Origin of the sequence: Phycicoccus sp. 3266, assembly GCF_031456495.1 — a bacterium.
GTDB lineage: Bacteria > Actinomycetota > Actinomycetes > Actinomycetales > Dermatophilaceae > Pedococcus.
This window is the reverse complement of record NZ_JAVDUW010000002.1, coordinates 755,363-781,056: the sequence shown is the minus strand read 5'-3', so window position 1 is coordinate 781,056 and position 25,694 is coordinate 755,363. Positions and strand designations below refer to the sequence as shown.

Genomic DNA, 25,694 nt, shown 5'->3' with positions numbered 1-25,694 from the left:
GCCTACTTCGTCGCCTTGTCGTAGATCACGGCGATGGCTCCGGTGCCCTTGGTGAAGAGGGAGCCGTCGACCGCCTTCCAGCCGCCGAGGTCGTCGATGGTCCAGAGCTTCTGCGGCTGCGGGAAGTCCTTCGTGTACTTCGCGGCCACGGTCGGGTCGACCGGTCGGAAGCCTGCCTGCGCCCAGAGGTCCTGCGCCTGCGGCGTGAAGAGGAAGTCGTCGAACGCCTGCGCGACCTTGAGGTTCCTGCTCCCCTTGAGCACCGCGACGGGGTTCTCGATCTTGAACGTCTGCGGCGGCGTGACGTGCTCGACCGGGTCCCCGCTGCGCTCGGCGAAGATCGCCTCGTTCTCGTAGCTGAGCAGCGCGTCGCCGGTCCCCTGCAGGAAGGTCTCGGTCGCCTCGCGACCCGACTTCGGCTGCACCTTCACGTGGTCGGTGACGAGCGCGTCGAGGTATGCCAGCCCGGCCTTCTCGTCCTTGCCGCCCTGGCTCTTGGCGGCATACGGGGCGAGCAGGTTCCACTTCGCGGACCCCGAGCTGAACGGGTTGGGGGTGACGACCTCGACACCGGGCTTGAGCAGGTCGTCCCAGTCCTCGATGTGCTTGGGGTTGCCCTTGCGCACGACGATCGTGACGACCGACCCGAACGGGATGCCCTTGTCCTTGCCGGCGTTCCAGCTCGGGTCGACGAGCCCGGCCTTGACCAGGCGCGTGATGTCCGGCTCGACCGAGAAGCTCACGACGTCCGCTGCGGCGCCGGCGGCGACCTTGCGGGACTGGTCACCGGACGCGCCGTAGGACTGCTGGAACTGCACTCCCTTGCCGGCGGCGGTCTTCTGGAACGCAGGGATCAGCTTGTCGTAGCCCACCTTGGGGACGGCGTACCCGTACAGGCTGAGCGTGGTGGTCGTCGCGCCGGCAGGCTGCGCGTCGCCGGCAGCACCCACGGCGTCGCTCGCACCGCCGCCCGCACACGCGCACATCACCAGCGCACCTGCGGTCGCGGTGGCGGCCAGGGCGAGGCGGGGACGGGAACGCATTGGGGACTCCTCGGGGGACGGACGCGCGGTGCGCATCTCCTACGTGACAGGAAGGAGTTTTCGATAGCACTAGGTTATCGGTCAAATAACGCGTGATTATGTCTCGCGATGTGGTCCGCCACCCGACCCCTGGAGGCGGCGCTCGACGGTCGGTCAGACGGTGACGCCGCGCAGGACGATGTGCTCGGGCGCGGCCAGCGCGCGGATCTCCTGCCGGGGGTCGGTGGCGTAGACCACGAGGTCGGCGTCGGCGCCTTCCTCCAGCCCGGGCCGCCCGAGCCACTGGCGGGCACCCCACGACGCCGCCCAGAGCGCCTCCTCCGGGCTGAAGCCGGCATGGGTGAGCTCGGCGGCCTCCTCGGCCACGAGCCCGTGGCGCAGCGACCCGCCCGCGTCGGTGCCGACGTAGACGGGGATGCCGGCGTCGCGCGCGGCGCCGATCGTGGCGTACCGCCGGTCGTGCAGGGCCAGCATCCGCCGGTGGTACTCGGGGAACTTCTCCCGTGCCGGCTCGGCGATCTGCGGGAAGGTCGCGATGTTGACCAGGGTCGGAACGATCGCGATCCCCTGCGCGGCGAACTGCGCGATCGTCTCGTCCTCGAGCCCGGTGGCGTGCTCGATGCAGTCGGTCCCCGCGGCGGCGAAGTCGTAGAGGGACGCCTCGCCGAAGCAGTGGGCCGTGACCCGGGCGCCCTCGTCGTGGGCGGCCGCGATGGCGTCGGTGAGGACGTCCACCGGCCAGCACGGGGTGAGGTCGCCTGCGTCACGGTCGATCCAGTCGCCCACGAGCTTGACCCAGCCGTCGCCCGCCTTGGCCTCGAGCCGGACGCGGTCGACCAGCTCGTCGGGCTCGACCTCCCAGGCGTAGTTGCGGATGTACCGCCGGGTGCGGGCGATGTGCCGCCCCGCGCGGATGACCTTGGGCAGGTCCGGGCGGTCGTCGATCCAGCGCGTGTCGGCCGGTGAGCCGGCGTCGCGGATGAGCAGGGTGCCGGCATCCCGGTCCGCGAGGGCCTGCGCCTCGGAGGTCTCGTCGTCCACCGCACCGTGGGCGTCGAGCCCCACGTGACAGTGGGCGTCGACCAGGCCGGGCAGCACCCAGCCGCGGAGGGTCTCGACGTCGGCCCCGGCCGCGGTCGGCCGGTCGAAGGTCAGACGCCCCCCGACCACCCACGCCTCGGGTCGCACCTCCTGCGGCCCGACCAGGATCTCCCCCTGCAGGTGCAGCACCGGTGCGCTCATGCGCCGACCCTAGCGAGCGGCGCCCGCCCCCTCCCCTCGGGCCGCCCGTGCTTCCTGACCGAGCAGCCGGTCGAGCTCGGTGGTGAACGCGTCGACGAGGACGTCGCGGTCGGGGACGTGGTCGGGATCGGTGACCACACCGAGCACCAGTCGGCCGCCGGCCGAGAGGAGGCCGAAGCTCACCGTGACGTTGCCCGGGTTGACTGCCATCGGCACGATCCTCCGGACGGGGGTCCCCGCGATGGCGAGCTGCCGCACCGGGCCCCGGACGTTGGTCTCGAAGGTGTGGACGAGTCGTTGGCGGTTGACGAACCACTGCACGGCCCCGACCGCGGCCAGGAGCCGGAAGGCCGGCCCCAACAGCGCGGACGACGACCCCCGGCGCCCTTCCGCCAGACGCCTCCTGGCGGCGCGGATCGCCGCCAGCCGCACCTGCGCGTCCGCCACCGCGGGAATCCGCACCGGCAGCACACCGACGGCGTTGCCCAGCTCTCGTCCCGCCTCCCGTGCGCTGACGGGGACCGACGCGACCAGCGTGCGCACGGGTTCGTGGCGATGCTCCAGCAGGCGGGTCAGGGCGCCACTGACGGCCACGAGCACCACGTCGTTCACCGTGGCGTCGAGGTGGCGGGCCGCCTCCTGGACCCGCGTGAGGTCGACGTCGACCACGTCGAGCCTGCGCCGTGGTCCGGTCGGCTGCAACAGCGAGCACCGGTCGGCGAGCTGGGTGCGTCGTATGCCGAGCTCGCGTGCGGCCCACAGCAGCCGCCGCAGGCCTGCACACCGGGCGCGGGACGGTTGGCGCCCCGCCTCCCCTGCTGTGGCTCCGCCTCGAGCCGCCGAGGACACCCCGGTCCGGTGAGACGGGTGATCCGCGGCGGGATCGGCCACCGGGTCCGCCAGCACGTCGAGCAGGCTCAGTCCCCCGACCCCGTCGGTCACGACGTGGTGGGCGACGAGCGCCACCCCGACCGGCCGGCCGCGCGAGTCGGCCAGCACCTCCGCGCGCCAGAGAGGTCGGTCCGGGCGCAACCTCGTCGTCACCAGGTCGGCGAAGTGGTCGAGCACCTGCCGGTCCTCGACCGCACGTGCGGTCCTTGGCCGGGTCGTCCCTCCGGACGCCGGTCCGGCCCGACCCAGCTCGACGACGGTCACCTCCGGCTCGTCGTCGGTGCGCACCCAGTGAGGTGGTCCGACGCCCCAACGTGCCCGTTCAAGCCGCCGTCCGAGCTGTGGCACGGTGGCCAGTCGGCCGCGGAGCACGCGTGCGACCTCCTTGGCATCGGCCACGGCGTCGCCACCCGGATCGAGCTCGAGCAGCGCGCCCAGCTGGATCGGCGGGCATGCACGGCGGTCGGCGGCGAGCTGCATGGCGTCGTTCGCGCTGATCCTGGTGACGACCACGTCTCGACCGTAGGCGGGGTCTGGACGGCGGGGCCCGGCCCAAGGTCCCGGTGCCGCGACTCGACGCGCGCCGCGCGAGAGGTGCCCACGCCGGAGACCGACCCTGCAGGCCCCTGGCTCAGTGCAGGGGCGCGACGAACCGGCGCAGGGCCTCCGTGACGACCTCGGGCGCGTCGGTGTGCACCCAGTGGGAGGCGCCCTTGACCGTCAGCTGCCGCACGCGCGGGAACAGCGCGCGCATCGCCTCGGCGTCCTCCGGCTTCACGTACCCGGACTCCGCGCCCGCGATCCACAGGACCGGGCCCTCGTATGCCGGGACGTCCCCGGGCGCGAGCGGCCAGCCGGCGATGCGGGAGAGGGTGCCCGTGTCGGCGTCCGCCGCGACGAGGTCGAGGTTGGCCTGCCAGCGCCAGGAGTCGCCGTGGCGCCGCAGGTTCTGCAGCAGGAACGCCTTGACGCCGGGATCGGGCTCCTGGAACCTCGCCTCGGCGTCGGCCCGGCTGGTCAGCTCGGCCAGCGGCAGCGACTGCATCTCGCGGATGTAGCCCTCGAACCGCTCCAGCGAGCCGTAGGACTTCGGCGCGATGTCGACGACGACGAGCCGCTCGACGAGGTCGGGGTGGTGCAGGGCGAGCGCCATCGCGGTCTTGCCGCCGAGCGAGTGGCCCACGACGACCCACCGCTCCCCCGGTGCGGTCGCACGCAGGGTGTCGGCGACGGCGGCGGCATACGCCTCCAGGGAGAACTCCCGCGACCACGGCGACCGGCCGTGGTCGGGCAGGTCGACGAGGGTGCACCGGGCGGCGGTGCCGTCCGGGCCCGACAGGGCCTTGGCGATCTGCTGCCAGTTGCGCCCCTGCCCGAACAGGCCGTGCAGGAACGCGACCCGCGGGCCGGCGGTGCCGACCGACAGGGTGTGCAGCGGCGCGGCCGCGCCGCTCACCGGCCGAGGAACTTCTCGAAGCCCGCGGGCAGGTTCGCCGGGTCGAGGTCCGGGGCACCGTTGCCGGCGCCCGTGCCGCCGCCGAACGAGGCGCCGGTGGGGGCCGTCTTCGGGGCGTTGGCGCGCTCGGCCGCCGCCCGCTCCTCCGCAGCCCGCTTGGCGGGGTTGCCGGACTTGGACTTCTTGCGCTGCGGCTGCTGCTTGCCCCGCTTGCCGGGACCGCCGCCCATGCCGGGCATCCCGGGGATGCCGCCGCCACGGGCGAGCTGCTTCATCATCTTCTGCGCCTCGGTGAACCGCTCGAGCAGCGCGTTGACCTCGGACACCTCGACACCCGAGCCCTTGGCGATGCGGGCACGGCGCGAGCCGTTGATCTGCTTGGAGTGGGTGCGCTCGAACGGCGTCATCGAGCGGACCATCGCCTCGACCCGGTCGAACTCCTTGGGGTCGAGGTTGTCGAGCTGGGCCTTCATCTGGCCCATGCCCGGCATCATGCCGAGCATCGACTTCAGGCCGCCCATCTTCTTCAGCGCGGCCATCTGGCCCAGGAAGTCGTCGAAGGTGAAGTCCTCCTCGGCGAGGAACTTGCGCTGCATCTCCTCGGCCTGGCTGCGGTCGAACGCCCGCTCCGCCTGCTCGATGAGGGTCAGCACGTCGCCCATGTCGAGGATGCGCGAGGCCATGCGGTCGGGGTGGAAGACCTCGAAGTCCTTCACCTGCTCGCCGGTGGAGGCGAACATGATCGGCCGCCCGGTGACCGAGGCCACCGACAGGGCCGCACCACCGCGGGCGTCGCCGTCGAGCTTGGACAGCACGACACCGGTGAAGTCGACGCCGTCCTGGAACGCCAGGGCGGTCTCGACGGCCGCCTGGCCGATCATCGCGTCGATGACGAACAGGACCTCGTCGGGCGAGATCGCCGCGCGGATGTCGGCGGCCTGCTGCATGAGGTCGGCGTCGACGGCGAGGCGCCCGGCGGTGTCGACGATGACGACGTCGTGCTGGGCGCGCCTGGCCTGCTCGATGCCGGCGCGGGAGACGGCGACCGGGTCGCCGAAGCTGCGGGTGCCCTCGCCGGTCGGGCCGACGGCGTCGTGGCCGCCGACGTTGCCGCGCTCGGGGGCGTAGACCGGGACACCGGCCCGCTGGCCGACGACCTCGAGCTGGGTCACGGCGTTCGGCCGCTGGAGGTCCGCGGCGACGAGCATCGGGGTGTGGCCCTGGTCCTTGAGCCAGTACGCCAGCTTGCCGGCGAGGGTGGTCTTGCCGGCACCCTGCAGGCCCGCGAGCATGATCACCGTGGGCGGGTTCTTCGCGAACCGGATCGTCCGCGTCTGGCCGCCGAGGATCTCGACGAGCTCCTCGTTGACGATCTTGACGACCTGCTGCCCCGGGTTGAGCGCGGCGGAGACCTCGGCACCGAGGGCGCGCTCACGGACCGCGTGGGTGAACTTCTTGACGACCGGAAGCGAGACGTCCGCGTCGAGCAGTGCGAGACGGATGTCGCGGACGGTGCTGTTGACGTCGGACTCGGACAGCCGCCCCTTGCCCCGGAGGTTCTTGAAGGTGGCGGTCAGGCGGTCGGACAGGCTCGTGAACACGCGCCCCAGACTAATCGAGCGGCACCACCCGGCAGACCAACCGGGTCTTTGGGCGATCGCGGCGGCCAGGACCGCCGCAATCGCTCAAAGACCCAGGCGGGCGCGGCGCGGGGTATGCCGGGTGCCGGGTCAGGCGGGGGCGGTGCCGTCGCACGTGTCGATGATCATGGCCACGGTCCGCGCCACGGTGGCGGGCGCGAGGAGGCGACCACCGAACTCGGTGACGTAGAAGGTGTCCAGGGTCTGGCCGGCATACGTGGCGATGTGGGCCGAGCGCACCGACAGGCCCGCCTTGGCGAACCCGATCCCGAGGTCGTGCAGCAGCCCCGGCCGGTCCTGCGCCCGCACCTCGATCACGGTCGCGTCCTCGGACGCGTGCGGGACGACGAGCGCCCTCGCCTGCCCGGGCGACCCGGTGCCCGACTCCCCGCTCGGTCGCGCGGCGAACTGGCGGCGACGCTCGAGCAGCCCCAACGGGGCACGGTCGCCGGTGGCGAGCCGCTCGAGCCCGCGGACGATCCGGTCGGCCTGCGGCGCCTCGCCGCTGGGGCTCTCGACGTGCCACTCGTTGGCGGCGACCCCGTCGACCGTGCGCAGGATCGCGGTCCGGACCACGAGACCGTGCGCCGCGAGCAGCCCGGCCGTGTCGGCGAACAGGCCCAGCCGGTCGCGGTCGAACACGTCGATCCGGTACGACCCGCCCTGGGGCCGGACGACGACCCGGGGCTCCCCCGCGGCGACCGCCTCGAGGTCGGACGCGTCCACGGTCACGGTCTGCGCCGGTGGCGGCACGCTCCCCTCCTCCCAGCCGCTGCGAGCGGCCTCGGCGAGCTGGCGCAGCAGGGTGGCGCGCCAGTCGGTCCAGGCCTGCGGTCCGGCAGCGCTCGCGTCGGCCTCGGTGAGCGCGACGAGCAGGTCGAACACGTCGCGGGAGCCGCCGACCGCCGCGCGGGCCGCGGTCACCGTGCCCGGGTCCTGGTGGTCGCGCCGGGTGGCCAGGTCGATGAGCGTGAGGTGCTCGCGCACCAGCGTCTCGACGACGTCCACGTCGGCCGCCGGGTAGCCCAGGCGCGTCGCGACGGCGCGGGCGATCGGCGCGCCCGTGGCGGAGTGGTCGTGCGCGCCGGGCAGCTTGCCGATGTCGTGCAGCAGGGCCGCGAGCAGCAGCAGGTCGGCCCGACCCACCTGCCGGACGAGCCCGCCGGCGAGGACCACCGTCTCGATGAGGTGGCGGTCGACGGTGTGCCGGTGCACCGCGTTGCGCTGCGGGCGCGAGCGGACGGCCGCCCACTCGGGGATCCAGCGGTCGACGATGCCGGCCTGGTCGAGCCCCTCCCACACCGCGATGAGCCCGGGGCCGGTGGCCAGCAGGTCGGCGAACAGGTCGCGGGCGATCTCCGGCCACGGCTCGGGCAGGGTCGGCGCCTGGCCGGCGAGGTTGCCGAGGGTCGTCGGGGCGATCGGCAGGTTGTTGCGGGCGGCGACGACGGCAGCGCGCAGCGGCAGCAGCGGGTCGGTCGACAGCGCGCTGCGCGGCCCGAGCACGACCTCGCCGTCGTGCTCGAACATGCCGAACCCGAGCGGGTTGAGCTGCGGCCGGCGCGGCCCGACGCGCAGGGTGCGCGCGCGCTGGGACTGCCCGGCCCGCCGCACGGTGCCGTCGAGGGCGTATGCCACGGTGCGGCCCGCGTTCGCGACGGCCGTGAGCAGGTCGTCGGCGTCGGCGTGGCCGAGGAGGGCGGCGACGGCGTCGTGCTCCTCGCGGCCGAGCCGGTCGCGACCGCGACCGGTGACGACGTGCACGGCGTCGCGCACGTCGAGCAGCACGCGGTGCGCCTCGTCCACCCCCTCGTGCGGGCGGTCGGTCAGCCAGGCGGCGACCAGGGCTCCGAGGATCGTCATGTCGCGCAGGCCGCCGTGGGCCTCCTTGAGGTCCGGCTCGATGCTCTGGGCGAGGTCGCCGTGGCGGGCGTGCCGCGCCTTCAGCGTGTCGAGCAGCTGGGGCAGCCGGCGCCGCGCGTTGGCGCGCCAGTCGTGCGCGACGGTGGAGCGGGCGGCCGCCACGACCTCGGGGTCCCCGGCGACGCAGGTCAGGTCGAGCAGGCCCACGGCCGCGGTGAGGTCGCCCGAGGCGACGGTGCGGCACTGGTTCACCGTGCGGACCGAGTGGTCGAGCTTCACGCCGGCGTCCCAGACGGGGTACCAGACGCGGTCGGCGAGGCCGCGCAGGTCCTCCCCGCTCAGGGATCGCCCGTAGTGCAGGAGCACGAGGTCGAGGTCGCTGAGGGGGCCGGCGTCCCCGCGGGCCAGGCTGCCCACGGCCGCGAGTGCGATGCCCTCGGTGGAGCGCCCGTCGAGGGCCTGGCCCCAGACCGTCCCGAGCCACTCGCGGGTCATCGTGGCGATGGCCTCGCGCCGGGCGGTGCCCGCGCCCGGCGCGTCGAACCCCCGCGCGCCGGCCAGGTCGAGGCGGCGGGCCGCCAGGTCGATCTGCTCCACGCTCATGCTCCTACGGTGCCGTGCCGACGTTTCCGGGTGCCTGCACTGGTGTTACGTCCGTGTTAGGTCGTCCGCTCCTCTCCACACGACACGGGGAGGCGCCCGGGGCTCCTGGGCTCCGGGCACCTCCCCTGCTCGTGGCGGTCCTACAGGGCGTCGGGGCCCCGCTCGCCGGTGCGGACACGGATGACGTCGTCGACCGGGACGGTCCAGATCTTCCCGTCGCCGATCCGGCCGGTCTGCGCGGCCTTGAGGACCACGTCGGCGACCGAGGCCGCGTCCATGTCGTCGACCAGGACCTCGACCCGCACCTTCGGCACGAAGTCGACGGTGTACTCGGCGCCGCGGTAGACCTCGCTGTGGCCGCGCTGCCGGCCGTAGCCGGAGGCCTCGCTGACGGTCATGCCCGAGATGCCGTAGGCCTCCAGGGCCTCCTTCACCTCGTCGAGCTGGTGCGGCTTGATGATGGCGGTGACGAGCTTCATGCGGACGCTCCCTCGTGGGTCTTGGACGCGGTGGACGGCGAGGTGGAGACGGCGCCGCCGGACCCGAACCTGCCACCAGAGTGCCCGGTGATGTCGTAGGCGGACTCGGCGTGCTCGCTGAGGTCGACACCAGAGACCTCGTCGGCCTCGTCGACCCGGAAGCCCATCGTCTTGTGGATGGCCAGGCCGATCAGGTACGTGACGACGAAGGAGAACACGAGCACCGTTGCCGCGCCGAGGAACTGCGCCCACAGCTGGGACAGGCCGCCGCCGTAGAACAGGCCCTCGTTGACGTCGAGGCCGGCTGCGCCGGTCGGGCTGCCCTTGGTGGCCAGGAGGCCGATGAGCAGGGTGCCGATGAGGCCGCCCACGAGGTGGACGCCGACGACGTCGAGGCTGTCGTCGAAGCCCATCTTGAACTTGAGGCCGACGGCGAGGGCGCAGCCGACGCCGGCGACGAGGCCGACGACCAGGGCGCCGATGGGCGACACCGTCGCACAGGCCGGGGTGATGGCGACCAGGCCGGCGACGACGCCGGAGGCGGCACCGAGCGAGGTGGCGTGGCCGTCGCGGAACTTCTCCGTGAGGAGCCAGCCGAGCATGGCGGTGCAGGTGGCGGCGAGGGTGTTGACCCAGACGCCCGCAGCCTGCGTGCCGGCGCCCAGGGCCGAGCCCGCGTTGAAGCCGAACCAGCCGAACCACAGGATGCCCGCGCCGATCATGACCAGCGTCAGGTTGTGCGGGCGCATCGGGTCCTTGGCGAAGCCGATGCGCTTGCCGAGCACGATCGCGAGCGCCAGGCCCGCCGCACCGGCGTTGATGTGGATCGCGGTGCCACCGGCGAAGTCGTACGCGCCGGCTCCGCCGAAGAGCAGGCCGTCGGCCTTGTTGGCGATCCAGCCACCCTTCTCCGCGGCATACCCGCTGAAGGCGAACACCCAGTGGGCGGCCGGGAAGTAGACCAGCGTCGCCCACACGACCGTGAAGACGGTCCAGGCGGTGAACTTGGCCCGGTCGGCGATCGCGCCGGAGACCAGTGCGACCGCGATGATCGCGAAGACGACCTGGAAGGCCACGAACGCCGGGGCCGGGATGCCGCCCGCCGCGGCGACGCCCTTGGCCGCGTCGGCGGGGACGAAGCCGTAGATCTGGTCGAGGACGCCCTTGAGGCCGAAGTGGGTGAAGGGGTTGCCGATGAGGCCCCCACCCGCGTCCGGGCCGAACGTCTCGCTGTAGCCCCACAGGACCCAGACCGTGCCGACCGTCCCCATGGTGATGAAGCTCATCATCATCATGTTGAGGACGCTCTTGGTCCGGACCATGCCTCCGTAGAAGAGGGCGAGGCCGGGGGTCATGAACAGCACGAGGGCCGCCGCGGCGAGGACCCACGCGGTGTTCCCGCTGTCGGTGAACGGCGTGTCGGCCGCCACGAAGGTAATTGCGCTCATGGCAGGAAACTGTGGCGGGCGCCGGTTTCGAGTCGTGCCGGGCTTTGTTACGGGCGTGTTAGCGAAGGGTCACCGGCGTAAGAATCAGGTTTCGCGGGCCGGTATGCCGCGGGTCAAGGTTTGGTCAGAGCGCCGACACCGGGCCCTGCGAGCGCTGCGGCCGGCTCAGGGCGCGCACCACCGCGGTGGCGCCGTGCCGGTCGGCCGCGACGGCCGCGAGCAGGCCGACGACCGGCACCACGGCGGCCTCGGGGAACTGCGGCGTCTGGACGCCGACGCTCGCCGCGAGGTCGTCGGCGTGGACGAGCACCTCCATCATCCGGGTCGTGAGGAAGTCGTCGGTGGTGAGCGACCAGCCCTGCCACGGGATGAAGATCGTGTCGGGGTCGCGCGGCGTGGCCAGCAGGTCGGCCAGCCCGTCGGTGTGCCCGGCCACGGTGGCCAGGACCGCGTCGGGGCCCGCCTTCGCCGCCTCGTCGTCGCGGACGTTCTGGTCGGGGTCGACCTGCCCGGCACGGGACGCCGCCACCCAGGGCGCGCGGCGGTAGTGCTCCAGCATGGGGATGACCTCGCCGCTCGGCTCGGCCGACAGCCCTCGGGCCACGGTGACCCCCTGGTTGAGGAGGTGGTGTGCCAGCCCTCCCACGCTCATCCCGGCACAGGCGCTCTCGCGCGCCCAGGCGTCGCGGACGGCCGCCGACCCGGCGAGCTCGCGGGCGGTGGCCACGGACTCCAGGAACGCGGTGCGGTGCTCGCTCAGGCTCATGGCCCGACCCTACCGACGCGCGCCGACACCCCGACCCGCCTCGTCGACCGTGGCCCGTCGACCCGGGACGTCGGCCGTCCTCAGGCCCTGGGGTCGGGTGCGAGCGCCAGGTAGCGCTCCCCCATCGAGGCGAGCTCGTCGTCCTCGACCAGGCGGGCCACGTCCACCAGGGCCTGCGCCGGCTCCCTCAGCCCCTCGAACCGGCCCGACTCGACGAGGATGTCGCACAGCAGGATCCGCAGGTCCGGCGGCACCGGCCGGCCGGTGCGCTCGGCGGCGCCGATGGCCTCCTGCAGCAGGACCGTCGCCGTGTCCGGGTCGCCGCCGCGCCACAGCACGAGCGCCTCGAGCTCGGCCAGGGAGATGCGCAGCTCCACGGTCGGGTGCGCGTCGACCAGGGCTCGGGCCCGGACGAGGGTGTCGTCGGTGCGCGGGTCGTCGACGGCCACCATCGCGCGGACGGCCAGGGTCGCCGCCTCGGCCGCCCAGCCCGCGTCGCCGTCCTGCTCGTAGAAGTGCGAGGCCCGCAGCAGCAGGGTCGGCGCCATGTCCTCGGGGGCGACGTGCGCCAGCCCCATCAGCCCGCCGGCGGCGTGCCCCGGCTCGTCCATCGCGAGGAGCTGCTCGACGTACCCCAGGCCGCGCTGCAGGGCCTGCTCGTCGCCGACCCCGAGCTCCACAGGCACGAAGGCCATCCTGCTGCGGATCTCCTCGAGCGTGTCGCCGGCCGCTGCGGCCGCCTCGATCGACTCGGCCAGCACCTGCGCGGCGGCCGGGTGGCCGGCGCCCAGCAGGACCTGTCCCAGCCGGCGGTCCAGCACCGCCCACTGCGACAGCTCCTCGGGCCCGTCGGGCCGCAGCACGCCGCGCGCCTGCGACCACCCGAACACCAGGTGGTCCATGCGGATCACGTCGTGCGCCTGCGCAGCCTCCAGCAGCGCGCGGTGGTATGCCGTGACGCCGTCGGGCAGCGGTGCCTGCGCCTCCGCGAGCACCGCCGGGGGCAGCTCCTCGGCGCCTGCCGCGTGCCGCGGCGAGCCGGCAGCGTCCGCGTGGTCCGACTCGTCGCGCCCGAACGCGTCCCTGTCCGGCGCGGTCACGAGCGGTCCCCCACGGGTCGTGCGGGCAGCCGCCCGCGCCAGAGGTCGCCGACGCGGGCCCGCAGCGACGCGGCGTACCGCTCCAGCGGCAGGAAGGCCAGCATCATCACGAGGTGCGGCCAGAACGCGATGGTGATCGCGGCATACGTCATGGCGTGGAAGACGAACCACGCGGCCACCACCCGCCGGCGCCACCGCTCGGACAGCAGGAAGATGACCGGCGAGGTGAGCTCCGCCGTGAACAGCACCCACTGGAACCAGTGCAGCGTCCACGGCACCTCGAGCAGCCACTGGGCCATGGGCGTCCCGCGGCGCACGACGGCCCGGACCATCGTCGCGGAGTTGACCCACTCCCAGCCGCCGAACCGGACCTTGGCCCAGGCGGAGAGGAAGTAGGTCGCGACGGCGGCCAGCTGCACCGCCCGGAGCGCGAAGCCCGCGGCCTCGGAGCGGCGGCGGTCCGACAGGTGCGCCAGGCCGACCGTCGGCAGCAGCGCCAGGGCGACGACGAAGTCGGCCCGGTCGTGGTCGACCTTGCCGTAGGAGAAGGCGACGTACTGGTACCACGTCCACGCGACCGCGACGGTCCAGCCGAGGAGGCGCGGGGCCCTGCCGGTCATCGCGGCGAGGGCGGCGGCGACGCAGCCCCACTTGAGCACCTGGACGAGCACGACCGTGGCCGCGGGCAGGTGCAGCGCCGTGCCGAGCAGGAGCGGCTCGTACCAGACCGGGTCGGCCCAGCCGTGGTACCAGCCGGAGGTGTGCAGGAGGAGCACGTCGACGACGACGAAGGCGAAGACGAGCAGGCGGAGCACGGCGACCCGCGCCACCGGCACCGGCTCGAACAGCCAGCCCTGCAGCCGTCGTGCGGCGCTGACCGGACGCACGGGGTCCTGCCGGCTCATCGTGCGCTCCACTGCGCCAGCACCTCGGTGCGCACCTCGCCGGTCGGCTTGCGGTCGACGACGACGATGAGGCGGCGGACGACCCGCAGGGCCGTCCAGGCCGGGGCGTCAGGCCGCAGCCGCGCGTGGCTGGCGGCGAGCGTCCCCAGGCGCGCGGGGTCACCCTCGATCTGCGGGATGCGGCCCTCGATCTCCGCGCGGTTCAGCCCGGTGTTCTCGGGGGTGAGCGGGGCAGGCTGCCACCGACCGGGCTCGGCTGCGGTCTGCACCTCGATGCCGGTCGACCAGACCGACCCCGACGGGGCCTGCGACGTCGAGAACATGCGCCACGGCGAGAACGGCCACCAGTCGTCGTCCCCGACCAGCGAGCCGGCGCAGAACCCACCCGCGAGCAGCAGGACGACCACGGTCCGCCAGGCCTTCGCGGCACCGCCGAGACGCTGCACGGGCTCCTGCTCCCGCACCTCGACGCGCTCGTCCACCCCGGTCGCCACGCGGTCAGGGTAGGCCATGATGGAGGGATGGTCCCGGACCGGAACGTCGTGCGGTCACCGGGCTCGCGGGTGGGCTGAGCCGGTACGCCGTGGACTGGTTCGCCGCCGAGGGCTACCGGGTCTCGCGCCTGCTGTTCCAGCGCGGGCTGGGCGGGCTCTACCTCGTCGCCTTCCTCGCCGCCGCGCTGCAGTTCCGGGCGCTGCTCGGCAGCCGCGGCCTGCTGCCGGTCCCTGCCTTCGTCGCGCGGGTGCCGTTCCGCCGCTCACCCAGCCTGTTCCACTGGCGCTACTCCGACGGGCTGTTCGCCGGTGTCGCCTGGACGGGCGTGGGTCTCGCCGCCCTGACCGTCGTCGGCATCACCGAGCGGCTGCCCCTGCCGCTGTCGATGGCGGTGTGGCTGGTCCTGTGGGCGCTGTACCTGTCGATCGTCAACGTGGGACAGCGCTGGTACGGCTTCGGGTGGGAGTCGCTGCTGCTCGAGGTCGGGTTCCTCGCGGTCTTCCTGGGCAACGCCGACACCGCGCCGCCCCTGCCCGTGCTCGTGGCGCTGCGGTGGGTGCTGTTCCGGCTGGAGTTCGGGGCGGGCCTGATCAAGTGGCGCGGTGACGCCTGCTGGCGCGACCTGACCTGCCTGTACTACCACCACGAGACCCAGCCCATGCCCGGGCCGCTGTCGTGGTGGTTCCACCACCTGCCGCGGCCCCTGCACCGGGTCGAGGTCGCGGCGAACCACGTCACCCAGCTCGTCCTGCCGTTCGGGCTGTTCCTGCCGCAGCCGGTCGCCGGCTGGTGCGCGGTCGTCATGGTCGTCACGCAGCTGTGGCTGGTGCTCAGCGGCAACTTCGCCTGGCTCAACTGGAGCGCCATCGTCCTGGGCCTCGTGGTCGTCCCGGACTCGTTCTGGCGGCACGTCCTGCCGCTGCGGCCCGACCCCGGCGCGACCGGGACGCCGCTGTGGTGGGTGGTCGCCTGCCTGGCCCTGGTCGTGCTCGTGGTCGTCCTCAGCCGGCGGCCCGCGCTCAACCTCGTGTCGAAGGAGCAGGCCATGAACGCCTCCTTCGACGTGCTCCACCTCGTCAACACCTACGGCGCGTTCGGCAGCGTCACGCGGACACGGTACGAGGTCGTGGTCGAGGGCTCCGCGGCGCAGACCGGCTCGCCGTGGCTGGAGTACGAGTTCAAGGGCAAGCCGGGAGCCGTGCGGCGGCTGCCGCGCCAGTGGGCGCCGTACCACCTGCGCCTCGACTGGCTCCTGTGGTTCGCCGCCATCTCGCCCCGGTATGCCGAGCCGTGGTTCCCGAGGCTGCTGCAACGCCTGCTCGAGGGCGACCGCGCGACGCTGCGGCTGCTGCGGCACAACCCCTTCCCGGACGAGCCGCCCGCCGTGGTCCGGGCGACGCTGTACCGGTACCGGTTCACCACCTGGTCCGAGCGCCGCGGCACCGGCGCCTGGTGGCACCGCGAGGTCGTCGGCCGGTTCGCACCGCCCCAGGTCCTGCGGGACCGCGGGCCGGCCTGACGCCCGTCCGGCGAGGGCTCAGCCGGAGAGCGCCCGTCGGGTGGTCACTGCCGCCGGCGCCGCCGGCGCAGCGTCGCGGCCGCCGCGAGCCCTGCGACCGCGGCGACGGTACCGAGTGCAGCCACGGCGCCGAGCGCGCGCCCGTCGCCGCGCGTGCCCGCGTCGTCCCGGTCCGACGTCCCTGCCCCACCGGCGCTCGGCCCGGTCGATGTCGCGGTGGGGGCCGTCGTGCCGGTGCCGGACGGCGCCGGGGTGGCTGGAGCCGGGGTGGCCGGAGCCGGGGTGGCCGGAGCCGGCACGGCGACGCGCTGCACCAGGGAGCCCCTCCCCTCCGACCCGGCCAGCAGCCCGGGACCGTCGGGGTCGAGCGCGAGGGTCTCCCCCTGCGGCTGCAGGGGCAGCAGGGCCGACGCCCGGACCGCGAAGGTCCTACGGTCGAGCAGCACCAGCTGCGTGTAGGTCCGCACGGCGAGGGCGGACCCGTCCGCCAGCCAGACCGCGTCGGTCGCGACGGCGGGACCGTCGCCGACGCGGACCAGCCGGTTCTCCCGGGCGCGGCTCGGCCGTGCGGGCAGCGCGTACACGCCGCCGGACCCCGCCTTGGTCACCACGACGACGCGACCCGTGCGCGGGTCGACGGCCAGCGACTCCGCGTCGTGCGGCCCGTCCGGGTAGACCAGGTCCCAGGACGACCAGCCGCCGGTGGTGTCCCCGAGGGCCGGCTCGTCGAACCAGTAGACCGTCACGTGGTCGCGGCTGCGGCCGTTGTCCCCGATGTCGCCGACCAGGACACGCCCCTGCGGGGTCACGGCGAGCGCCTCGACATCGCGCACGGGGGCGCCGAAGGTGTGCACGCCGACGGTGCGCCCGGTGCCGGTGTCGACGGCGAAGATCCGGGCACTGTCCCCGGAGTCGTTCGCCGTCCAGACCACGTGGGGGTGCCGGACGCTGCGCGCGAGCCCCGAGGACTCGGTCACGCGAGGGTCCTCGATGTGGAAGTCGCGCGGCACCGCAGGCCCGGCGGCATACGCGGCTCGCGTGGAGAGCGCCGCGGGCCCACCGGCACGCGCGGCTCCTGCGGCGAGCAGGGCGCACCCGAGCGTGGCCGCCGCAGCGGCGGCCACGCGCCGGGACACGGTCAGCCGACGATGGCGTCGACGAAGGCCTCGGGGTCGAACGGCGCCAGGTCGTCCGGGCCCTCGCCCAGGCCGACGAGCTTCACCGGCACGCCGAGCTTGCGCTGCACCGACACGACGATGCCGCCCTTGGCCGTGCCGTCGAGCTTGGTGAGGACGATGCCGGTCACGTCGACGACCTGGGCGAACACCTCGGCCTGCCGCAGCCCGTTCTGGCCGGTGGTGGCGTCGAGGACGAGCAGCACCTCGTCGATGGGGCTCTGCTTCTCGATGACGCGCTTGACCTTGCCCAGCTCGTCCATGAGCCCCACCTTGTTGTGCAGCCGTCCGGCCGTGTCGACGAGCACGACGTCGGCCTCCATCTCGGCGCCCGCCCTGACGGCGTCGAAGGCGACCGCCGCGGGGTCGGCGCCCTCACGGTCCGAGCGCACGGTCGGCACGCCCACGCGGCTGCCCCACGTCTCGAGCTGGTCCGCGGCGGCGGCACGGAAGGTGTCGGCCGCACCGAGGACGACGTCCTTGTCCTCGGCGACGAGCACGCGGGCGAGCTTGCCCACCGTGGTGGTCTTGCCGGTGCCGTTGACGCCGACGACCAGCACCACCGCGGGACGCTCACCCACCCGGGAGCTGGCGACGCTGCGGTCCATGGTCGGGTCGACCAGGCGCAGCAGGTCCTCGCGCAGCCAGGCGCGCACGGTGGCCTCGTCGGTCGTGCCCTCGACCTTGACCCGCGAGCGCAGGCTGTCGACGAGCTCGGTGGTGGCCTCCACGCCGAGGTCGGAGGCGATGAGGGTGTCCTCGACCTCCTCCCAGGCCTCCTCGTCCAGGCGGCCGCGGGACAGCAGGGCGAGCAGGCCCTGCCCGAGCGCGCTGTTGGAACGGGCCAGGCGGGCGCGCAGGCGCGTCAGGCGGCCGGCGACCTCGGCCGGGCGCTCGACCGTGGGGGTCGGCGGCGGCTCGACGAGCGTGTCCTCGGGCACCGGGAGCGTGTCGATGGAGCCGGCGTCCTGCACCGACCGCTTCGGCGCGTCCCGCGGCGGCTCGGCGTCGTCCCCGACGCCCGGCAGCACGTCGCCCGAGGGCTGCCTGCCGCGTGGCGCCTCCTTGGTGCGTCCGCCCCTCCCGCGGGTGAGGCCGACGAGGCCCCCGACGAGGACGACGAGCAGTACGACCGCGACGGCGATCCATTCCCAGAGCTGATCGATCACGCGCGCCATCCTCTCATCGACGGGCGGACCCGTCCGACGGCCGCCCACGCGCACCGCCCCCGGTCGCTGCTGCGGCCGGGGGCGGTGCGGTCAGTGCTGGTCGGGACTGCTCACGGGAGCGGGATGCTCCACATGCCCCGGCCGTGGGTGGCGGCGTACAGGTCGCCGTCGGGAGCCACCTCGAGGTCCATGACCACGGTGGTGGGCAGCCCGCTGCCGAGCACCTGCCACGACGTCGCACCGGGAGCCCGGTAGAACGTCGTCAGGTCGGTGCCGAGCACCAGCCCGCCGTTGGACAGCCGCTTGACCGAGCTGGCCGGCACGTCGGGCAGGTTGCCGCTGATGTCGGTCCAGTGCTGGCCGCCATCGGTCGTCTCGTAGACGTGGCCGACACCGGCGCCCGGGCCCTCGGTGAACCGGCGCGAGAAGCCGTTGATCGCGGCATACGCGTGGTTGCCGTTGGCCGGGTCGACGGCCAGGCCCTGGACGAACCGGTTCGGGAACGAGGAGTCCAGCGTCAGCTGGTGCCACGTGCCCCCGGCGTTGGTGGCGATGCCCCGGGTGAACCCGGCGTTGTTGCACGGGCCGCACCAGGAGACGTATGCCGCGCCGTTGACCATGGCGACCGCCGTGGCCGAGTGGCCCGCACCGAGGTCGAACTGCTTCTTCATGACGCTGGAGTCACGGGCCTTCCACACGTTCGAGGCCGTCCAGACGTACTCGCCGCCGAAGATGGCGTTGTCCGGGTTGGCCCCGTCCAGGCTCATCGGCGCGATGAAGCGCGGGTTCGGGTCGCCCGGGTCGAGCGACCACGACGTCGCCGTGGCGGTGCTCGTGGCACCCGGGTTCTGCGCGCAGTTGTTGGTCACGTAGACCGAGAGGTAGACGTACTCCTGCAGCTGGTTGCAGCCGTTGCGCGGGTCGGCTGCACCGTCGCCACCGTCACCACCGAAGTTGGAGCCCATCTCCGTGTCGCCGTTGGTGCCGTCGGGGGCCACCTTGCGCAGGTTGGAGACGCCGTTGTCCTGCAGGCCGCCGGAGACGACCATGCCCGTGCCCGACGGGTCCTTGCCCACGGACGAGGAGTAGTACTGCAGGGAGCCCAGCGTGCCGTCGGCCGACATCGAGACCAGGTCGGTCGCGTTGCCGTTGGCGTTGACCTTGCCGTTCACCGGCCGGCGGTAGATGCCACCGTCGTTGCCGAAGAACACGACCGGCGTGCCACCGGCAGTGCCCACCGCCACGGAGTGCTGGTCGGAGTGGCCGGCCAGCGGGCAGGTGTTCTGGCTCGGGTCGATGCTCCAGCACGGGAAGTAGAAGTTCCAGTACGGGGACACCGCGTTCCAGTGCGATCCGGCGTCCTTGGTCTCGAAGACCTCCTCGAGCCCGGCCCAGACGTGGTCGGCGTTCGCCGGGTCGACCTGGAGGAACTGGTTGTACCAGGCCTGCACGCCGACGCCGTAGCCCTTGCGGTCCAGCGCCGAGCCGCTGTTGTGCAGCTGCTGCTCGTTGGCGATCTGGTTCCACGGGCCGCTCGGCGAGCCGGTCTTGGAGACGTAGATGCCGGCGAGCGAGGACGAGCTGTTGATCTTGCTCGGCTGCTGCACCATCGCGTAGAGGCGGTCGCCGGTCTTGCTGAAGGCGAACGTCGTGTAGCCCACGTCGCTGGTGTTCGTGATGCCACCGAGGGTCACCGAGAGCTTGTGCCAGCTCGACGGGCCCTGGGTGAAGTCGTTGGTCTCGTAGAACCCGTTGTAGGTGTCACCCGAGCGCCAGCCGATGGCCGCGATCACGTGCTTGGGGTTCTTCGGGTCCACCGCGATGTCGTTGACGATGTTCTTGTACGCCGCGTTGGTCGCGCCGGACGAGGTGTTGTCCGACCAGTTGGAGCCGGCCGGCACGAGGACCTTGCCCGCGTCGTCGGTGATCTGCGGCATGTACGACATGTTGGGGGCGAAGCCGAAGCTCCAGTCACCGGAGGGCGTGCCCGCCGCGTGGTACCAGATGCCGCGGTTGGTCGCGGCGAAGACGGTCGAGCCGCCCCAGCGCACGCGCCCGATCGTCGTGGACTCGAGCTCCTTGCCGCCCACCCGGTCGGACGGGCTGAAGGTGCCGGTCGCCGGGTTGGCCAGGCGGTAGACCCCGGAGCCGACGTAGGACGTGCCGCCGGTGTTCGCCTCGCCCGTGGCGAACCACAGGGCGCCGTCGCTGCCGGAGAGCTGCAGGTCGCCACCGCTCAGCGAGGGCAGCGAGTCCGCGATCGGCGTCCACTTGCCGCCACCCTGGCTCGAGCGCCACACGCCGCCGTCCGCACCGGCGGCATACACGTGGTTGGCCGAGTCGGCGGCCAGGCCGGTGATGCGACCCGCGCCGTAGCCGGCGCCACCGGAGGAGTTGGAGTACCAGTCGCGGTACCGCGTGTCGTCCTCGTTGTACGGGACCTTGGTGACCTCGTGCCAGGTGCCGCTGGTGCGGGGCATCGACGACAGCTGCGCGAAGGCGTTGCCGTAGGCCCCGGGGGCGACGATGCCCGGAGCGGTCCGCGCCTGGGCGAACTGCTCCTCGATGGTCACGGCCTCCTTGGACTCGTTCTGCGCCTCGGCGGGGTTGCCCCCGGCGATCATGAGCGCCTTCTCCATGACGGCGCCGTTGTAGTGGCGGTCGCGCCACTGGTACTTCAGCCAGGCCTCGTTGAGCTCGTGTCGGCCGGCGTAGCCGGCGGTTCCGGCTGCGACGACGGCGGCGGCTGCCGCTGCGGCGAGGACCCTGCGCGTTCGGGGTGACAGAGACGTCATCCAAACTCCTCCGGGTGGTGATGGGTGGCCCCGGTTCGGGCCTGCCCAAGCATCAGGGCTCATCAACCGAACGGCCCATGACAAATGTCATGGGTCCTGGACGAGTTCGCCCCCTCACCAGCGGCGTTTGTCCAGATGGGTGGCAGTTGGGTGCCACCGGCTGCGCGCGGGACGCGTCATGCGGCACCATCCGGCCACTCGGGCCGGGGGCCCGGCGTCACGGGCCGGGACGGGGCGTCAGCCGGCGCGGTGGCGTCCGGTGTCCTCGGGCGTGCTGCCGCTGCCGATCGACCCGACCGAGTCGGTGACCTTGTCCTTGGCCGTGCTGAGCGCGTCGCCGGTCTTCTCCAGGGCGCTCTCGGTCTTCTCGCGGGCCTTGTCCTTGGCCGCCGAGATCAGCTCCTCACCCTGAGGCGTGAGCAGGTCGCGGCCCTCGCGCCGCGCCGGGATGGCCACCACGGCAACCACGGCAACCGCGAGCGCGACGCAGACGAGCATGCCGATGATGAGGGCGACCATGCCTCAAGACTGCCCCTCCGCACGGCATACCTCAAATCAACCCGTCCCGGACGGCGTGGCGCGTCCCGTCAGGCGCTCTGGGCAGCCACGTCCCGGATGCGCTGCGACACCACGGTGGTCACGCCGTCCCCACGCATCGACACGCCGTAGAGCGCGTCGGCGACCTCCATGGTGCGCTTCTGGTGGGTGATGACGATGAGCTGGCTGGAGTCGCGCAGCTCCTCGAACAGGGTGATGAGCCGGCCGAGATTGGCGTCGTCGAGCGCGGCCTCGACCTCGTCCATGATGTAGAAGGGGCTGGGCCGGGCCTTGAAGATCGAGACGAGCAGGGCCACCGCGACGAGCGAGCGCTCGCCACCGGAGAGCAGCGACAGCCGCTTGATCTTCTTGCCCGGCGGCCGTGCCTCGACCTCGATGCCGGTCGTGAGCATGTTGGACGGGTCGGTCAGCGTGAGCCGGCCCTCGCCGCCGGGGAAGAGCCGCCCGAACACCTGCTCGAACTGGGCGGCGGTGTCGTGGAACGCCTCGGTGAAGACGCGCTCCACCCGCTCGTCGACCTCGCGGACGATGTCGAGCAGGTCCCGCTTGGACTTCTTGAGGTCCTCGAGCTGCTCGGTGAGGAACTTGTGCCGCTCCTCCAGCGCCGCGAACTCCTCCAGCGCCAGCGGGTTGACCCGCCCGAGGGCGTTCAGCGCGCGCTCCGCCTTGCGCAGCCGCTTCTCCTGCACGTCCCGCACGAAGGGCGCGGGCTCCGGCAGGTCGTCGGGGTCGTCGTCCGGCCCGGGCACGTGCGGCACCATCTGGTGCGGGCCGAAGTCCTCCATGAGCACCTCGGGGTCGATCCCGAGCTCCTCGACGGCCTTGGCTTGCATGGCCTCGATCCGCAGCCGCTGCTGGGTGCGGGCCACCTCGTCGCGGTGGACGGTGTCGGTGAGGTCGCGCAGATCGTCCTGCAGCGCGGCGACGGCGCGCCGCACCTCGGTGAGCGTCGCGTCGCGCTCGGTGCGCTCCTGCTCGGCGCGGGTCCGCCGCTCGGCCGCGGTCTCCAGGGCCGTCGTCACGAGGGTGACGGCGTATGCCGCGCCACCCCGGACCGCCTCGGCCACCGTTGCCTCGCGCTTGCGCCGCTCCTGGCGGGCCGCCAGCCGCTGGCGGGCGGCGAGCTCGTTGCGGGCAGCGCCCTCGAGGGAGTCGGCGCGGCCCTTGAGGGCGCGGGCCCGCTCCTCCTTGGTGCGCAGCGTCAGTCGCAGCTCGGTCTCGCCGGTGCGCGCGCGGCTCGCCTCGAGCTCGAGGCGGTCGCGCTCGTCGGTGCTCGGGTCGTCCGCCTCGGTGGGCTCGGCGCCGGCCTCCTCGAGGCGCTCGGTGAGGGCGGCGAGCTCGGCGCGGTCGGCCTCGAGGGTCGCCTCCACGTCGGCGATGGCGCGTTCGGTGCGCTCGGACTCGGCGCGGGCGGAACGGACGGTCGCGCCAAGGTGGCCGAGCCGCTCGGCGACCGCGGCCATCTTGGCGTCGGACTCGTGCAGTGCCTCCAGCGCGGTCTCGACCTCCTCGGTCGCGGCGCGGTGGCGCTCCTGCGCGGCGGTGAGCGCGAACCGCGCCTGCTCGCCGCGACGCGTCGCCTCAGCCACGCGGTCCCGGGTCTCGTCGACGGCCGACTGGATCTCGATCAGGCTCGGGGCGCTCGAGGAACCGCCGCGGACGAAGCCGGGCGCGAAGACGTCACCCTCGGCCGTGACGGCGGTGACGCCCTGGCCGCGGGAGACGAGGGCGGTCGCCTGGGTGGCGTCGGCCACCAGGGCGACCCGGTCGAGCAGCTGCTCGACCGCGGGACGCACGGTGGCGGGGGCGTCGACGACCTCGCGGGCCCACACGGCGCCGTCCTCGAGGGCGGGCCAGCCCGACGGGTCGGAGGCGGCGGCGGTCTGCCCGACGAGGAACGCCGCGCGTCCGGCGTCGTCCTGCCGCAGGGTCTGCAGCGCGGCGGCGGCGTTGTCGACCGACTCGACGGCGAGCGCGTCGCCGGCCCAGCCGAGTGCCGCGGCGACGGCGGCCTCGTGCCCACCGCGCACCTGCAGCAGTGACGCGACGGAGCCGACGATGCCGTGCCGGGAGTCGGCGGCGGCGAGCAGCGTGGCCGCGCCGTCCTTGCGGGAGAGGCTGAGCTCGAGGGCCTCGAGCCGCGCACTGGCGGTCGTGCGGTCGCGCTCCGCGGTGCGCTCCGCCTCGCGCAGCCGCTCGACCTCGGCCTCGACCTGCTCGAGGGCCGCCGCGGCGGTCTCGTACGTGGAGTCCAGGCCCTCCTCGCCCTCCTCCTCGACGGCGATCGAGGCCTCGAGGGTGGAGAACTCCTTCTCGGCGGCCCGGGCGCGCTCCTGCGACTGCTCGACGACGCCACGGAGCCGGCCGATCTCGGCTTCCCCCGCCTCGATGCGGCTCTTGCGCGCGCCGACCTGGCCGGCGAGCTTGGCCAGCCCCTCGCGGCGGTCCGCGGCCGCCCGGGCGAGGCGCTGCAGGCGCTGCTGCTCCGCGGCATACGCGCGCTCGAGCTCCTCGCGGGCGGCGACGGCGGCCTGGAGTGCCTCCTTGGCCTCGCGGACCTCGGCGAGCAGCGACTCCTCCTGGCGCCGGGCCTCGGCTGCCTGGGCGCGCAGCTCCTCGGGGTCGCGGCCGGTCGTCTGCTCGTCGGCGGTGTCCTGGCTGAGCAGGCGGACGCGCTCGGCGGCGAGGGACTCGGTCGAGGTGAGCTTGTCGCGCAGCTGCTGCAGGGCGAACCAGCGCTCCTGCGCGCGGGACAGCTCGGGGGCGGCGTCGGCGGCCTGCTGCTCGAGGGTGGCGAGGCGGCTGCGCTGCTCGGCCAGCCCCTCCTCGACCTCGGTGCGCCTGGCGATGAGCGCCGTCTCGTCGGCGACCTCCTGCTCGAGCGTCGAGGTCAGCTGGACGAGGTCGTCGGCGAGCAGCCGCAGGCGGGCGTCGCGGGCGTCGGCCTGGATGACCGCGGCCCGGCGGGCGGCCTCGGCCTGGCGGCCCAGCGGCCCGAGCTGGCGGCGGATCTCACCGGTGAGGTCGCTGACGCGGGTGAGGTTCGCCTCCATCGCCTCGAGCTTGCGCAGCGCCTTCTCCTTGCGCTTGCGGTGCTTGAGGACCCCGGCGGCCTCCTCGATGAAGCCGCGCCGCTCCTCGGGCGTCGCGCGCAGGACGGTGTCGAGCTGGCCCTGGCCGACGATGACGTGCATCTCGCGGCCGATGCCGCTGTCGGACAGCAGCTCCTGGACGTCGAGCAGCCGGCAGGACGTGCCGTTGATGGCGTACTCCGAGCCACCGTTGCGGAACATCGTCCGGCTGATGGTGACCTCGGTGTAGTCGATCGGCAGCGCGCCGTCGGTGTTGTCGATGGTCAGGGCCACCTCGGCGCGGCCGAGCGGCGCGCGGCCGGCGGTCCCGGCGAAGATGACGTCCTCCATCTTGCCACCGCGCAGGCTCTTGGCACCCTGCTCCCCCATCACCCAGGCGAGGGCGTCCACGACGTTGGATTTGCCGGAGCCGTTCGGGCCGACGATGCAGGTGATGCCCGGCTCGAGCCGCATCGAGGTCGCCGAGGCGAAGGACTTGAAGCCCTTGAGGGTGAGGCTCTTGACGTACACGAGCGGCGTGGCTCCCGGGTGAGGCTGCGGGTGGTCGGACGGGGTCGGATCGGGGGCCACCCTACCCGCGGGCGCGGCGGGCACCGTGGACCTTCCGCCGCCCTGCGTTGCCTGTGCCTGCTGTGACGCAAGTGACGCCTTGTCGATGCAGGACTCAGACCGAGGTCCCAGACCTCGGGCCTCCAGACCCGGCGAACACCCGAAGTCCCAGACTTCGGGTCTCCAGAGCCTGGGAACGCCCGAAGTCCCAGACCTCGGGTCTCCAGAGCCTGGGAACGCCCGAGGTCCCAGACTTCGGCACCGGCTGGGGGCTGGGTCAGTCGGAGGCGGCGATGGCCTCGTGGTGGTGGATGACCTCGGCGATGACGAAGTTGAGGAACTTCTCGGCGAAGGTCGGGTCGAGCCCGGCCTCGTCGGCAAGGGCGCGCAGCCGCGCGATCTGGCGCTCCTCGCGCGAGGGGTCGGCGGGCGGCATACCGGTGCGCGCCTTGTACTCACCCACCTGCTGGGTGCACTTGAAGCGCTCGGCGAGCAGGTGCACGAGGGCCGCGTCGATGTTGTCGATGCTGGCGCGCAGCCGCGCCAGCTCCGCAGGTGTCTCCGGGACGGTCGGGACGGGTGAGGTCACCCGGCAATCGTAGGCACGGCCGCGCCCACGACGTCCGGCTGTCTCACGTCCTCGCGGACCCGGTCGTTCTCGCGCAGGCGGTCGTTGTCGCGCTGCAACGCCTCGACGAGGTGCTCGAGGTCGCGGACCCTGCGACGCAGCTCGATGGTCTCGAGCACCAGCCGTGGCTCGTTTGCCACGCGGTAGCCCACGAGGGCCTTGGCCATGGTCGACTCCTTCTCCGCAGGCGGCGGGGGTTCGCGAGCTGCGGCCCGGCCCGGCCGGCCCACCCCGACGGGGCGACCGGGGCCATCTCTCAGGGTGGCAGGCGGGGCCGG

At 73.4% G+C, this 25,694-nt stretch carries 20 protein-coding genes; 1 reads left to right on the top strand and 19 read right to left on the bottom strand.

Annotation, left to right across the window (positions count from 1 at the left end):
* Positions 1–2 precede the first annotated feature (2 nt).
* From J2X64_RS13530 to J2X64_RS13475, 12 genes are all read right to left on the bottom strand, one after another.
* The gene (locus tag J2X64_RS13530) at positions 3–1,043 is read right to left on the bottom strand and encodes a sulfate ABC transporter substrate-binding protein (RefSeq protein WP_310155358.1); all 1,041 of its coding nucleotides are present in this window, start codon (positions 1,041–1,043) and stop codon (positions 3–5) included.
* A gap of 153 nt (positions 1,044–1,196) precedes the next feature.
* On the bottom strand, positions 1,197–2,285 hold the full coding sequence (locus J2X64_RS13525; protein WP_310155355.1) for an amidohydrolase family protein: 1,089 nt from the start codon (positions 2,283–2,285) through the stop codon (positions 1,197–1,199).
* Positions 2,286–2,294: 9 nt separating this feature from the next.
* On the bottom strand, positions 2,295–3,689 hold the full coding sequence (locus J2X64_RS13520) for a wax ester/triacylglycerol synthase domain-containing protein (protein WP_310155353.1): 1,395 nt from the start codon (positions 3,687–3,689) through the stop codon (positions 2,295–2,297).
* A gap of 118 nt (positions 3,690–3,807) precedes the next feature.
* Entirely contained in the window at positions 3,808–4,632 is an 825-nt protein-coding gene (locus J2X64_RS13515; protein WP_310155349.1) for an alpha/beta fold hydrolase, read from the bottom strand.
* Positions 4,629–6,233: a signal recognition particle protein gene (gene ffh / locus J2X64_RS13510; protein WP_310155347.1), complete on the bottom strand. Its 1,605-nt coding sequence runs from the start codon at positions 6,231–6,233 to the stop codon at positions 4,629–4,631. The genes J2X64_RS13515 and ffh overlap by 4 nt, the downstream gene beginning before the upstream one ends.
* 129 nt (positions 6,234–6,362) lie before the next feature.
* Positions 6,363–8,738: a [protein-PII] uridylyltransferase gene (locus J2X64_RS13505; RefSeq protein WP_310155345.1), complete on the bottom strand. Its 2,376-nt coding sequence runs from the start codon at positions 8,736–8,738 to the stop codon at positions 6,363–6,365.
* A gap of 140 nt (positions 8,739–8,878) precedes the next feature.
* Positions 8,879–9,217 carry a P-II family nitrogen regulator gene (locus tag J2X64_RS13500; RefSeq protein WP_310155342.1) on the bottom strand — a complete coding sequence of 113 codons (339 nt, stop codon included), beginning with the start codon at positions 9,215–9,217 and terminating at the stop codon, positions 8,879–8,881.
* A complete protein-coding gene (locus J2X64_RS13495) occupies positions 9,214–10,665 on the bottom strand; it encodes an ammonium transporter (protein ID WP_310155340.1) in 1,452 nt (483 codons plus the stop codon). Before J2X64_RS13495 ends, J2X64_RS13500 begins: the two co-directional genes overlap by 4 nt.
* A 124-nt stretch (positions 10,666–10,789) precedes the next feature.
* On the bottom strand, positions 10,790–11,431 hold the full coding sequence (locus J2X64_RS13490) for a maleylpyruvate isomerase N-terminal domain-containing protein (protein WP_310155338.1): 642 nt from the start codon (positions 11,429–11,431) through the stop codon (positions 10,790–10,792).
* Between the two features lie 80 nt (positions 11,432–11,511).
* Positions 11,512–12,531, bottom strand: coding sequence for a hypothetical protein (locus J2X64_RS13485; protein ID WP_310155333.1), 1,020 nt, complete (start codon positions 12,529–12,531; stop codon positions 11,512–11,514).
* A complete protein-coding gene (locus J2X64_RS13480) occupies positions 12,528–13,436 on the bottom strand; it encodes a hypothetical protein (RefSeq protein ID WP_310155331.1) in 909 nt (302 codons plus the stop codon). The genes J2X64_RS13485 and J2X64_RS13480 overlap by 4 nt, the downstream gene beginning before the upstream one ends.
* Positions 13,433–13,930, bottom strand: a complete 498-nt coding sequence (locus tag J2X64_RS13475) for a hypothetical protein (RefSeq protein ID WP_310155327.1) — start codon at positions 13,928–13,930, stop codon at positions 13,433–13,435. Before J2X64_RS13475 ends, J2X64_RS13480 begins: the two co-directional genes overlap by 4 nt.
* 89 nt (positions 13,931–14,019) lie before the next feature.
* Between J2X64_RS13475 and J2X64_RS13470 the strand changes: the two genes are divergently transcribed.
* A complete protein-coding gene (locus tag J2X64_RS13470; RefSeq protein WP_310155324.1) occupies positions 14,020–15,450 on the top strand; it encodes a lipase maturation factor family protein in 1,431 nt (476 codons plus the stop codon).
* Between the two features lie 44 nt (positions 15,451–15,494).
* On the opposite strand, the gene J2X64_RS13465 is transcribed toward J2X64_RS13470, so the two are convergent.
* The 7 genes from J2X64_RS13465 to J2X64_RS13435 all read right to left on the bottom strand — a co-directional run bounded on the left by J2X64_RS13465 (position 15,495) and on the right by J2X64_RS13435 (position 25,583).
* On the bottom strand, positions 15,495–16,586 hold the full coding sequence (locus J2X64_RS13465) for a hypothetical protein (protein ID WP_310155322.1): 1,092 nt from the start codon (positions 16,584–16,586) through the stop codon (positions 15,495–15,497).
* A gap of 2 nt (positions 16,587–16,588) precedes the next feature.
* Entirely contained in the window at positions 16,589–17,803 is a 1,215-nt protein-coding gene (gene ftsY / locus J2X64_RS13460) for a signal recognition particle-docking protein FtsY (protein ID WP_310155319.1), read from the bottom strand.
* Positions 17,804–17,904: 101 nt separating this feature from the next.
* Complete coding sequence (locus J2X64_RS13455) at positions 17,905–20,589, bottom strand: hypothetical protein (protein WP_310155315.1); 2,685 nt, start codon at positions 20,587–20,589, stop codon at positions 17,905–17,907.
* A 237-nt stretch (positions 20,590–20,826) separates the two neighbouring features.
* On the bottom strand, positions 20,827–21,108 hold the full coding sequence (locus J2X64_RS13450) for a hypothetical protein (RefSeq protein ID WP_310155312.1): 282 nt from the start codon (positions 21,106–21,108) through the stop codon (positions 20,827–20,829).
* Positions 21,109–21,176: 68 nt separating this feature from the next.
* On the bottom strand, positions 21,177–24,749 hold the full coding sequence (smc, locus tag J2X64_RS13445) for a chromosome segregation protein SMC (RefSeq protein ID WP_310155310.1): 3,573 nt from the start codon (positions 24,747–24,749) through the stop codon (positions 21,177–21,179).
* Between the two features lie 316 nt (positions 24,750–25,065).
* Positions 25,066–25,377 carry a chorismate mutase gene (locus J2X64_RS13440; RefSeq protein WP_310155309.1) on the bottom strand — a complete coding sequence of 104 codons (312 nt, stop codon included), beginning with the start codon at positions 25,375–25,377 and terminating at the stop codon, positions 25,066–25,068.
* Positions 25,374–25,583, bottom strand: coding sequence for a hypothetical protein (locus J2X64_RS13435; protein ID WP_310155306.1), 210 nt, complete (start codon positions 25,581–25,583; stop codon positions 25,374–25,376). Before J2X64_RS13435 ends, J2X64_RS13440 begins: the two co-directional genes overlap by 4 nt.
* Positions 25,584–25,694: the final 111 nt, after the last annotated feature.

What these genes read in the sequence shown, in the direction of transcription:
- J2X64_RS13455 (WP_310155315.1), bottom strand. Translation starts at nt 20,589, where the DNA reads ATGACGTCTCTGTCACCCCGAACGCGCAGGGTCCTCGCCGCAGCGGCA.
- J2X64_RS13450 (WP_310155312.1), bottom strand. Translation starts at nt 21,108, where the DNA reads ATGGTCGCCCTCATCATCGGCATGCTCGTCTGCGTCGCGCTCGCGGTT.
- J2X64_RS13435 (WP_310155306.1), bottom strand. Translation starts at nt 25,583, where the DNA reads ATGGCCAAGGCCCTCGTGGGCTACCGCGTGGCAAACGAGCCACGGCTG.
- J2X64_RS13500 (WP_310155342.1), bottom strand. Translation starts at nt 9,217, where the DNA reads ATGAAGCTCGTCACCGCCATCATCAAGCCGCACCAGCTCGACGAGGTG.
- ftsY (WP_310155319.1), bottom strand. Translation starts at nt 17,803, where the DNA reads ATGGCGCGCGTGATCGATCAGCTCTGGGAATGGATCGCCGTCGCGGTC.
- J2X64_RS13505 (WP_310155345.1), bottom strand. Translation starts at nt 8,738, where the DNA reads ATGAGCGTGGAGCAGATCGACCTGGCGGCCCGCCGCCTCGACCTGGCC.
- J2X64_RS13525 (WP_310155355.1), bottom strand. Translation starts at nt 2,285, where the DNA reads ATGAGCGCACCGGTGCTGCACCTGCAGGGGGAGATCCTGGTCGGGCCG.
- J2X64_RS13480 (WP_310155331.1), bottom strand. Translation starts at nt 13,436, where the DNA reads ATGAGCCGGCAGGACCCCGTGCGTCCGGTCAGCGCCGCACGACGGCTG.
- J2X64_RS13530 (WP_310155358.1), bottom strand. Translation starts at nt 1,043, where the DNA reads ATGCGTTCCCGTCCCCGCCTCGCCCTGGCCGCCACCGCGACCGCAGGT.
- J2X64_RS13490 (WP_310155338.1), bottom strand. Translation starts at nt 11,431, where the DNA reads ATGAGCCTGAGCGAGCACCGCACCGCGTTCCTGGAGTCCGTGGCCACC.
- J2X64_RS13495 (WP_310155340.1), bottom strand. Translation starts at nt 10,665, where the DNA reads ATGAGCGCAATTACCTTCGTGGCGGCCGACACGCCGTTCACCGACAGC.